The organism is Sphingomonas sp. CCH9-F2 (assembly GCF_001556735.1).
GTDB lineage: Bacteria > Pseudomonadota > Alphaproteobacteria > Sphingomonadales > Sphingomonadaceae > Sphingomonas > Sphingomonas ginsenosidimutans.
The window spans coordinates 1-10,561 of the sequence record NZ_LSJO01000326.1; the positions used below are offsets into that span (position 1 = coordinate 1).

General features: G+C 69.6%; 10 protein-coding genes. 6 read left to right on the forward strand and 4 right to left on the reverse strand.

Annotation, left to right across the window (positions count from 1 at the left end):
• Nucleotides 1-4 precede the first annotated feature (4 nt).
• Nucleotides 5-277: a hypothetical protein gene (locus tag AX685_RS09450; RefSeq protein WP_231738742.1), complete on the reverse strand. Its 273-nt coding sequence runs from the start codon at nucleotides 275-277 to the stop codon at nucleotides 5-7.
• Nucleotide 278: 1 nt separating this feature from the next.
• Entirely contained in the window at nucleotides 279-1,253 is a 975-nt protein-coding gene (locus AX685_RS09455) for a glycerophosphodiester phosphodiesterase (protein WP_066487913.1), read from the reverse strand.
• A gap of 124 nt (nucleotides 1,254-1,377) precedes the next feature.
• Between AX685_RS09455 and AX685_RS09460 the strand changes: the two genes are divergently transcribed.
• From AX685_RS09460 to AX685_RS09485, 6 genes are all read left to right on the forward strand, one after another.
• Nucleotides 1,378-1,887 (forward strand): 2Fe-2S iron-sulfur cluster-binding protein, encoded by a 510-nt coding sequence (locus AX685_RS09460; protein WP_066487895.1) that lies wholly within the window; start codon nucleotides 1,378-1,380, stop codon nucleotides 1,885-1,887.
• Entirely contained in the window at nucleotides 1,884-2,849 is a 966-nt protein-coding gene (locus tag AX685_RS09465; RefSeq protein WP_066487897.1) for an FAD binding domain-containing protein, read from the forward strand. The genes AX685_RS09460 and AX685_RS09465 overlap by 4 nt, the downstream gene beginning before the upstream one ends.
• Complete coding sequence (locus AX685_RS09470; RefSeq protein WP_066487899.1) at nucleotides 2,846-5,095, forward strand: xanthine dehydrogenase family protein molybdopterin-binding subunit; 2,250 nt, start codon at nucleotides 2,846-2,848, stop codon at nucleotides 5,093-5,095. Before AX685_RS09465 ends, AX685_RS09470 begins: the two co-directional genes overlap by 4 nt.
• Before the next feature lie 58 nt (nucleotides 5,096-5,153).
• Nucleotides 5,154-7,358: a xanthine dehydrogenase family protein molybdopterin-binding subunit gene (locus tag AX685_RS09475; protein ID WP_066487901.1), complete on the forward strand. Its 2,205-nt coding sequence runs from the start codon at nucleotides 5,154-5,156 to the stop codon at nucleotides 7,356-7,358.
• 123 nt (nucleotides 7,359-7,481) lie between these two features.
• On the forward strand, nucleotides 7,482-8,405 hold the full coding sequence (locus AX685_RS09480; RefSeq protein WP_066487903.1) for an XdhC family protein: 924 nt from the start codon (nucleotides 7,482-7,484) through the stop codon (nucleotides 8,403-8,405).
• Nucleotides 8,392-9,030, forward strand: a complete 639-nt coding sequence (locus tag AX685_RS09485; RefSeq protein ID WP_066487906.1) for a nucleotidyltransferase family protein — start codon at nucleotides 8,392-8,394, stop codon at nucleotides 9,028-9,030. Before AX685_RS09480 ends, AX685_RS09485 begins: the two co-directional genes overlap by 14 nt.
• Nucleotides 9,031-9,033: 3 nt before the next feature.
• On the opposite strand, the gene AX685_RS09490 is transcribed toward AX685_RS09485, so the two are convergent.
• Together AX685_RS09490 and AX685_RS09495 are read right to left on the reverse strand one after the other, a co-directional pair.
• Nucleotides 9,034-10,242 carry an ABC transporter permease gene (locus AX685_RS09490; protein WP_066487909.1) on the reverse strand — a complete coding sequence of 403 codons (1,209 nt, stop codon included), beginning with the start codon at nucleotides 10,240-10,242 and terminating at the stop codon, nucleotides 9,034-9,036.
• Nucleotides 10,242-10,561 (reverse strand): ATP-binding cassette domain-containing protein (locus AX685_RS09495; protein ID WP_156445747.1); only part of this gene is annotated, 320 nt, incomplete at its 5' end. The genes AX685_RS09490 and AX685_RS09495, both read right to left, overlap by 1 nt.

Below are 10,561 nucleotides of genomic sequence, written 5' to 3' on the forward strand. Positions count from 1 at the left end.
CCCCCTACCCCTCGCACCGCTCCGGATGCTTGCGGCATTCCTTCTCGCGCTCGCGCTGCGCCCTGGCCTCCGCCTCCTCGCGCTTGCGCATCTGGCGGATGTATTTCTCGTCCTTTTCCTTCTCGCTGGTGGTCATCATGTCGACGGTGCCGCCCACGGCCTTGCCCGCCAGCTTGACCGGCGCGGTCACCACCCCGGCGACGGTGCGCACGCACCCCGCCGCCGCCGGCAGGAGCACGATCGCCGCCGCCAGCCTCACCACCATCAGCTTACGCATGTCACTTGGTCTCCCGCCCCCTGGCAGCGACCCCGATAGCAGGAAAATCCGTGAAAAACCCGTCGATTCCCTGGTCCAGCGCGGCGCGGATTTCGCCCGCCAGGTCGCCGTGCGCGCGCGGATCGGTGCCGCGGCGGAAGGGCGCGCGCAGGAAGTAGTTTTCCGCCCGATACGTCCATGGATGGACGCGCAGCCCCGCCTCGTGCGCATCCTTGACCAGCGACGACGCGGCGTCGCCCGACCACAGCATCGCCTTGTCCGGCCCGATGCCATAGGCGTATTTCGCCACCGCGTGCAGCCCCGCCGGGGTCATCATCGCGGCATAGCTGGGCGCCGCCCCGTCGGCGGGCGCGCCTTCCCCCGCGACCAGCTGGATCAGCCGCACCTTGGTCATCTTCGCCAGCCGCTTGAGGTTGTCGACCTCGAACGACTGGAGGTAGACCGGCGCCTGTGCGCTGTCCCACCCCGCCTCGCGCAGCGCGGTGACAACCAGTTCGTCGGTGGGATGGCCGATCGACGCGAAATAGGTCGGGTGCTTGGTTTCGGGATAGATGCCGACGCCATGCGCCTTGGCCAGCGCGATCACCTCGGCGAAGGTCGGGATCGTCTCCTGCCCGTCATAGGCGGCATTGGCGGGGCGCAGCTGCGGCAGGCGTTCCTTCGCACGCAGCGTCTTCAGCTCGGCCAGCGTGAAATCCTCGACGAACCAGCCGGTCAGCGTCTGGCCGTCGATCGTCTTCGTGGTGCAGCGGTCCGCGAATTCGGGATGCTGCGCGACGTCGGTGGTTTCCGAAATCTCGTTCTCGTGCCGCGCGACCAGCACGTCGTCCTTCGTCGGCACCAGGTCCGGCTCGATCACGTCGGCGCCCTGGCGGATGGCCAGCGTGTAGCTGGCGATGGTATGTTCGGGGCGCTCGCCACTCGCACCGCGATGCGCGATGACGAGCGGGGCGGACGGCAGCGACGGATCGGTCATCGCGCGATGCTGCACCGGCGCGCACGAAGCCGCCAGCCCCGACAGGACCGCGGCGATGAGAATCGTTCGCACGGACCTGTAACGAGCGGGCGGCGTTGGGCGAAAGTTACCGAAAGGCAGGGACATGCGCTTCACCATCAATGGACAATCCCACGAGGCGGAGGTCGACATCCGGACCTCGCTGCTGGATCTCGCCCGCGAGCATCTCGGGCTGACCGGCAGCAAGAAGGGGTGCGACCACGGTCAGTGCGGCGCGTGCACCATGCTGGTGAACGGCCGTCGCATCAATTCCTGCCTCACGCTCGCCGTGATGCATCAGGATGACGATATCGTGACGATCGAGGGGCTTGGCACGCCGGAGGCGCTGCATCCGCTCCAGGCCGCGTTCGTTCGCCATGACGGCTATCAGTGCGGCTATTGCACCCCGGGGCAGATCTGCTCCGCGGTCGGGATGCTGGACGAGGTGGCGAAGGGCTGGCCCAGCCATGCCAGCGCCGATCTCGACGCGGTGACGCTCGACGATGCGGAGATCAGCGAGCGGATGAGCGGCAATATCTGCCGCTGCGCCGCCTATCCCAATATCGTCGATGCGATCCGCGAGGTCGCCGGCGAGCGCGACGAGGTGGCGGCATGAAGACGTTCGACTATGCGCGCGCGGACAGCGTCGCGGATGCGGTCACCGCCGGCGGGCGTTTCATCGCCGGGGGCACCAACCTCATCGACCTGATGAAGCTGCAGGTCGAAACGCCCGAGAAGCTGGTCGACATCAGCCGACTGGACCTGAACCGGATCGAGGAGCGTGCCGACGGCGGGCTGACGATCGGCGCGCTGGTTCCCAACAGCGATCTGGCCGCCGATCCGCGCGTCATCGCGAAATACGAGGTGCTCAGCCGTGCGCTGCTGGCGGGGGCGAGCGGGCAGTTGCGCAACAAGGCGACCACCGGGGGCAACCTGCTCCAGCGGACGCGCTGCTATTATTTCTACGATACCGCCGCCGGCTGCAACAAGCGCGCGCCGGGATCAGGGTGCGAGGCGATCGGCGGGTTCAACCGCATCCACGCGATCCTGGGCACCAGCGACCAGTGTATCGCCACGCATCCCGGCGACATGCCGGTCGCGATGCGCGCGCTCGACGCGGTGATTGTCACCCAGACGCCGGGCGGCGACAAGCGGCGGATCGCGATCGGCGATTTCTACCGTCTGCCCGGCGACACGCCGCAGGTGGAAACCGTGCTGGAACCGGGTGAACTGATTACCCATGTCGAATTGCCCGCGCCGCCGGCCGGGCGGCAGCTGTACCGCAAGGTCCGCGACCGTGCCTCCTATGCCTTCGCGCTCGTCTCGGTCGCGGGCGTGGTGACGATGGAGGGCGGGAAGATCGCCTCCGCCGCGCTCGCCTTCGGCGGCCTTGCGCCCATGCCGTGGCGCGATGCGGCGGTGGAGGCCGCGCTGGTCGGGCAGGCGCCGTCCGACGCAGTGTTCGCCGCGGCGGCCGATGCGCTGCTCGCCGGGGCGAAGGGCTTCGGCACCAACGATTTCAAGATCCCGCTCGCGCGCCGCGTGCTGACCGCCTGCCTGAAGGAACTGACGCGATGAGCCTGATCGGAACCCTGCTGGGTCGCGAGGAAACGCGCAGCCTGACGATGGACCAGCCGCACCCGCACAGCCTGCTCGATCAGGGGACGCAGGGGGTGATCGGCCGCCCGCTCGACCGGATCGAGGGGCCGTTGAAGGTATCGGGCCGCGCCACCTATGCCGCCGAATATCCCGCGGAGAATCTGGCCTATGGCGTGCTGGTACGCGCGCCGTTCGGGTCGGGGACGATCCGCGACGTCGTCGCCGATGCCGCGCGCAGCGTGCCCGGCGTGATCGACGTCGTCACCGATTACCCGACCTTCATCCGCAACCCGCAGCAGGGCGGCGAGATGAAGGCGCCGACGCAGGGCGTGCAGAAGGTCGATTACCATGGCGAGATCGTCGCGATCGTCGTCGCCGACACGTTCGAGGCCGCGCGCGAAGGCGCGGCGCTGGTCCATGTCGATGCCGAACCGGCGGAGGGCGCCTATGTCTTCGCCGCGCATCGCGATCAGGCGGAGACACCTCCGCCCGACCAGATCCCGCCGACCACCAGCCAGGGCGACGTCGATGCTGCGATGGCCGCCGCGGCGGTGACGGTCGATGCCACCTACACCACCCCCAGCCAGAACAGCGCCGCGATGGAGCCGCATGCGTCGATCGCGCATTGGCAGGACGACGGCACGCTCGTCCTCCACGGCGCCTATCAGATGGTCGCCTCCGACCAGTCGCAGCTCGCCGCGGCGCTGGGCGTGGCGAAGGACAAGGTGCGGATCGTGTCGCGCTACGTCGGCGGCGGGTTCGGATCGAAGCTGGGGATCGCCCCCGAAAGCGTCGCCGCCGCGGTCGCCGCGAGGAAGCTCGCCCGGCCCGTGAAGGTTGCGATGGCGCGCCAGCAGGTGTTCGACGCCACGGTCCGCCGATCGAACACCGAACAGCGCATCCGGCTGGGCGCCGGCCCCGACGGCCGCCTCACCGCGATCGCGCACGAAACGCTCGCGACCAACCTGCCGGGGGAGGATTTCTTCGAACCCGCCGGCATCGGTACGCATTTCGCCTATGCCGCCGCCAACCGGCTGGTCGATCACAAGCTGGTGCGGCTCAACTGGCTGCTGGCGGGATCGATGCGCGCCCCCGGCGAGGCGGTGGGGATGCTCGCGCTGGAAGCGGCGATGGACGAACTGGCGGAGAAGCTGCAGCTCGATCCGATCGAACTGCGCCGCCGCAACGAACCCGATCAGGACCCGGAAAAGCAGGTGCCCTTCTCCTCGCGCCAGCTGGTGCCGTGCATGGACAAGGGCGCGCAGCTGTTCGGCTGGGCGGATCGCCACGCGGCCCCCGCATCGGACCGTCGCGGCGAATGGTGGCACGGCATGGGCATGGCCGCCGCGGTGCGGTCGAACATGCTCCAGAAATCCTCCGCGCGCGTCCAGCTGACGCCGGAGGGCCGTGCGATTGTCGCCACCGACATGACCGACATCGGCACCGGCAGCTATACGATCCTGGCGCAGATCGCGGCGGAGACGCTGGGCCTGCCGCTCGACCGGGTCGAGGTGCAGCTGGGCGACGGTGCCGCTCCGCCCTCGGCCGGATCGGGCGGGTCGTGGGGCGCCGGATCGGCCGGGTCGTCGGTCTATCTCGCCTGCGAATTACTGCGCGAGAAACTGGCCAAGGCGATGGGCACGTCGCCCGAATCGATGACGCTGAAGGACGGCCGCGCCATCGCCGACAATCGCGCGGTCGACAGCGCCGAGCTGGTCGGCGACGGTCTGTCCGCGCTGGGCGAGATCGCGCCGGGTAAGCAGGAGAAAGCCTTCAACCAGGCCAGCTACGGCGCGCATTTCGCCGAGGTGAAGGTCAATGCCGTCACCGGCGAGGTGCGCGTCGAACGGATGCTGGGTGTGTTCGCCGCCGGGCGCATCCTCAACGAGAAGACCGCGCGCTCGCAATGCCTGGGCGGCATGACCTTCGGCATCGGTGCCGCGCTGACCGAGGAGCTGGTCCACGATCCGCGCAACGGCAAGGTCGTCAACCGCGACCTGGGCGAATATCATGTACCGGTGAACGCCGACGTGCCGCAGATCGACGTGCACTTCCTCGACGAACGCGACATCCATGCCAATCCGATCCATGCCAAGGGGATCGGCGAACTGGGCATTTCGGGTGCGGGCGCGGCGATCGCCAATGCGATCTACAACGCTACCGGGGTGCGCGTGCGCGACTATCCGATCACCTGCGACAAACTGCTCGAAGGATTGCCGGGCTGAACTGGCGGCGACCGCGCCCCCGCCCCATATCCATGGCCACGGTGACGAGGGGAGTGGCATGAGCGAACAGGCGATCGACTCCGGCGAGCGGCCGGGAGTACTGGCGCGCGCGCAAAAAAATGTGCTGGGCACCCCGCTGCCTCGCGTCGAAGGCCCGCTGAAGGTTACCGGCCGCGCGCCTTATGCCTATGAACAGGCCCCCGCCGGCGTCGCTTATGCCGCTGTGGTCGGCGCTCCGGCCGGGGCCGGGCGCGTCACTGCGATCGACGATGCCGCCGCGCTGACCGTTCCCGGCGTGGTCGCGGTGCTCCGCGACGATCCGCGCATGCCGGTGGGGGAGGGCAACAGCCGCGCCATGCCCGCCCGGGGCACCGACCGCATCTTCCACCACGGCCAGCCCGTCGCGCTGGTCGTCGCCGAGACGCAGGCCGCCGCGCGCGAGGCCGCCGCATTGGTGCACGTCCATGTCGACCGCGCCGCCGGCCGCTTCGACATGGACGGCGAACCGGCCCAGCGCGACCACAAGCTCGGCTTCCTTCCCGCGATCGACATCGGCGACGTCGACGCCGCGCTCGCCGCCGCGCCGGTGGTGCTGGACGAACATTATGCGACGCCGGTGCACTTCCCCGCCGCGCTCGAACCACACGCCTCCACCGTCTGGTTCGTCGGCGACGTGCTGACCGTCCGCACCAGCAACCAGGTGATCGGCGCCGCGCGCGACACGATCGCCAAGGCGATGGGCCTGCCCGCCGAACGCGTCCGCGTTTTGGCCCCCTATGTCGGTGGCGGCTTCGGCGGGAAAACCGGGGTCGGGCCGGAGGTGATCCTGGCCGCGATCGCCGCCGAACGGCTCGGCCGCCCCGTGAAGGTCGCGCTGCCGCGCCGCGACACCGCCTATCTGGTTCATCACCGCAGCGCGACGGTCCAGCATGTCCGCATCGGCTGCGACCATGACGGCGTCATTTCCGCCTTCGAACATACCGGCACCGCGGCGCAGAACGACGACGGCGGATTCCTGGAACCGATCCCGTTCGGCTCGCTGCCCCTCTACGGCGGCGCGAACCGGCGCTTCCGCACCGATCTGATCCGGCTGGACCTGCCCGCCACCGGCGCGGTGCGCGCGCCGGGCGAGGCGATCGGCACTTTCGCGGTCGAATGCGCGATGGACGAACTGGCCGAACGGCTGGGGCTCGACCCGATCGAGCTGCGCCGCCGGAACGAGCCGGATCGCGATCCCACCAATGGCAAGCCCTTCTCCACCCGCCGCCTGACCGATTGCTATGACGAGGGCGCGCGCCGCTTCGGCTGGCCCGATCGGGTACCCGAACCGGGCAGCGTGCGCGACGGCGAATGGCTGATCGGCATCGGCATGGCCGCCGCACTGCGCGGCAATTTCACCGTGGAGGCCAGCGCCAGCGTCCGGCTCGGCGCGGACGGTCGCGCCATGGTGTCCTGCGACATGACCGATATCGGGACTGGCACCTATACCATCCTGGCGCAGACCGTGGCGGAGGTGCTGGGGCTGGACCCGTCGCAGGTCGACGTGCGGCTGGGCGACAGCGATCTGCCGCGCAGCGCCGGTTCCGGCGGGTCGTTCGGCGCGGGCAGCGCGGCGTCGGCGGCGGTGCTGGCGTGCGAGGATATCGTCGCCGAACTGGCGCGCCGCATGAACGCCAGCCCGGATGAGCTGACGCTGGCGGACGGCCGCGCCAGCGCGGGCGGGCGCGATGCCTCGCTGGTCGAGCTGCTGCGCGGCGAGGCGATCGACGCCATCGGCAAGAGCAGCCCCGGCGCGCAGGCCAAGAAGACCAGCCAGGCCAGCCACGGCGCGCATTTCGCCGAGGTCGCGGTCAATGCGGTGACCGGCGAGGTGCGCGTGCGCCGGATGCTGGGCGTGTTCGACGTCGGCCGCGTCCTCAACCGCGCCACCGCCGCCAATCAGCTGGTCGGCGGGATGGTATGGGGCGTCAGCTATGCGCTGGGCGAGGCGGCAGTGGTCGACACCCGCTCGGGCCGGTTCGTGAACCCCGATTTCGGCGAATATCATGTCGCGGTGAACGCCGACGTGCCGCAGATCGAATGCCATTTCATCGAGGAGATCGACGATGCCGCCAATCAGGCGGGGGCGAAGGGGGTCGGCGAACTCGGCATCTCCGGCGCGGGCGCCGCGGTGGTCAATGCGATCTACAACGCCACCGGCATCCGCGTGCGCGACGTGCCGGTGACGCTCGACACGTTGCTTGCGGGGTTGCCGCCGGTGTGACGGGTCGCGGGTGCCGCCTGTCCTACATCAGCGCCCGCGCCTACACCGTCGTTCGACCCGCCCTCCACCTTCGCTTCACCCCCGCGAACGTCTCAACATTCGCAACATTCGGGACTGCCGCCGATGGCCGACAATGACTCCGTGCTCGCCGCCGCCGCCGCGTGGAAAGGTGCGCCGATGGCGCTCGCCACCGTCGTCTCCACCTGGGGATCGGCGCCGCGTCCGCGCGGCAGCCACATGCTGGTCCATGCCGACGGCCGGTTCGAAGGATCGGTGTCGGGCGGCTGCGTCGAAGGCGACATCCTCGATACCGCCGCGCGCGTGATCGCGGGCGAACCGTTCCAGGTGAACACCTACGGCGTCGCCGACGACAGCGCCTGGCAGGTCGGCCTGCCGTGCGGCGGCGAGATTTCGGTGATGGTCCAGCCGGTGTCCGCCACCGGGTTCGATCCCGAATTGTTCGATCGCGTCGCCCAGGCGCGCGCCGATGGCCGCTCGCTGACGGTCCATACCGACCTTGCCACCGGGCACAGCGACCTGCGTCCGTTGGAAACCGGCGCGGTGTTCGCCAACCGCTACGATCCGCCGCGGCGGCTGCTGATCGTCGGCGCGGTGCAGATCGCGCAGAGCCTCGCCGCACTGGCGCAGACATTGGGGATCGAGACGGTGGTGATCGACCCGCGCGGCCGCTTCCTGACCGAGGAACGCTTCCCGGGCGTCACCCTCGACGATCGCTGGCCGGACGAAGCGGTGGCCGCATGGAAGCCCGGCCCCGCCACCGCGGTCGTCACGCTGAGCCACGATACCAAGATCGACGACCCCGCGCTCATTGCCGCGCTGGCCAGCGATGCTGCCTATGTCGGCGCGCTCGGCAGCCGCCGCAGCCATGCCGCCCGGCGGGAGCGGCTGGGCGCGTCGGGCGTTACCCCCGCACAGCTCGATCGCATCGACGGCCCGGTCGGGATCGATATCGGCGCGATCGGCCCGGCGGAGATCGCCCTGTCGATCGCCGCCGCCATGGTGGGAGCATTCCATGATCGCGGTTGAACGCAGCGTCCTCGTCCTCCTCGCCGCCGGCCGGTCCGAACGGTTCGGCGATGTCGGCAGCAAGCTCGACCAGCCGTTCCTTGCGCGCCCGCTCGGGCTGCACGTCGCGGTCGCGCTGGAGGATATGCCCTTCCAGCAACGGATCGCGATCGTCGACGGGGGCAAGCTCGACTACGGCGCGCACGGGTTCCGGGTGCTCCATAACGAGGATCCCGAACGCGACATGGCTTCCTCGGTGCGGATGGGCGTCGAATGCGCCAAGTCGCTAGATGCGCAGGCGGTGGTGATCGCGCTCGCCGACATGCCGCGCGTCACCGCCGCGCATATCTATCGCCTGTTCGACGCCGCCGACAGCGAGGATGCGGTCGTCGCCTCCAGCGACGGGGTCGCGCCGCGGCCGCCGGCGCTGTTCGGGCGCAACCGCTTCGACGACGTGCTGGCGATCCGCGGCGACCAGGGCGCGCGCGACCTGATCCAGGCCGGGCGGCATGTCGTGACCAATGCGGCGGAGCTGATCGACGTCGACACGCGCGCCGATCTGGCCGCGCTGCGCGATCTGGTCCACGCGCCGGAGGCGCTCAACCGCACCGATTCGCACGCGCTGCGCGGGACGGCGGGGGACTGACGGCTATTCGTGGCGCAGCGCGTCGATCGGGTTGAGCGCGGCGGCACGGCGCGCGGGGAAATAGCCGAAGACGACCCCGATCAGCGCCGAAATCGCGAAGGCGACGACGTTGATGTCCGGCACGAACAGGAACGGCAGCCCGCCCGCCCACGACAGCGCGCCGATCGCCACCTGCGCCAGCACCAGCCCGACCAGCCCGCCCAGCATCGACAGCACCACCGCCTCCACCAGGAACTGCATCAGCACTTCGTTCGCCACGGCACCGATCGCCAGCCGGATACCGATCTCGCGTGTGCGCTCGGTCACCGACACCAGCATGATGTTCATGATCCCGATTCCCCCGACGATCAGGCTGATCGCCGCCACCGCGGTGACGATGCGGGTGAGCAGCTGCGTCGTGCTGGTCAGCGTGTCGCTGATCTGCTTGGTGTCGAAGATGTTGAAATCGTCCTGCTTGCCGCCGGTGATGTTGCGGCGCTCGCGCAGCAGGTCGGTGATCGATGCCTGCACTGACGCATTGGCATATCGCTGGTCGACCCCCACCAGCATCAGCCGCACGTCGCGCGTGCCGGTGAAGCGGCGCTGCACCGCGTTGATCGGCATGATGACCACATCGTCCTGGTCGCCCCCGAACCCCGCCTGCCCGCGCGTCGACAGTACGCCGATGACGTCGCAGCTGACATTGCCCAGCCGGAACCGCAGCCCCACCGCCTCGCCGCCGCGGAACAGGTTCTGGCGCACGGTATTGCCGATGATGCACACCGCCTTGCCCGCCGATTGCTCCGCCGGGGTCCAGTAACGCCCGCTGGCCAGCGGCCACGGCTGGACGGTGAAATAGGCGTTGGTGGTGCCGTTGATCGTCGTCGACCAGTTCGCGCCTTCGTAAATCGCGGTCGCGGTGGACTGCGCCTGCGGGGCAACCGCGGTGACGCCCGCGATCTGCGTGGCAATCGCGGTGACGTCCTCGGGCTTGAAATCGGGCGGGCGCGGGCCGCCGCCGCCGCGGCCGAATCCCTGTCCGGGGCGGATCTGCAGGATGTTGGTGCCCAGCGACGAGATGTTCTGCTGCACCTGCGCGGTCGTCGCCTTGCCCAGCGTCACCATCGTCACGACCGCGCCGACGCCGATCACGATCCCCAATATGGTGAGGAACGAACGCAGCAGGTGCCGGCGGATCGAGCGGATCGCCAGCAGGAAGGTGGTACCCAGCATCAGTCGTTCCCCGCCCCGGCCACGGCCGACACCGGCGCGCCGGGCGGATGCTGCGCCTCGATCCGCTCGACCAGGCCGTCGCGGAAATGCACGACGGTACGGGCATAGGCGGCCATGTCGGCTTCGTGCGTCACCATCAGCACCGTGATCCCGCTGTCGCGGTTCAGCCCGGTCAGCAACTCCATGATCTCCACCGACCGCTCGGAATCGAGGTTGCCGGTCGGCTCGTCCGCCAGCAACACATCGGGCTGCGTGACGATCGCCCGCGCGATCGCCACACGCTGCTGCTGCCCGCCCGACAGTTCGGCGGGGGTATGAT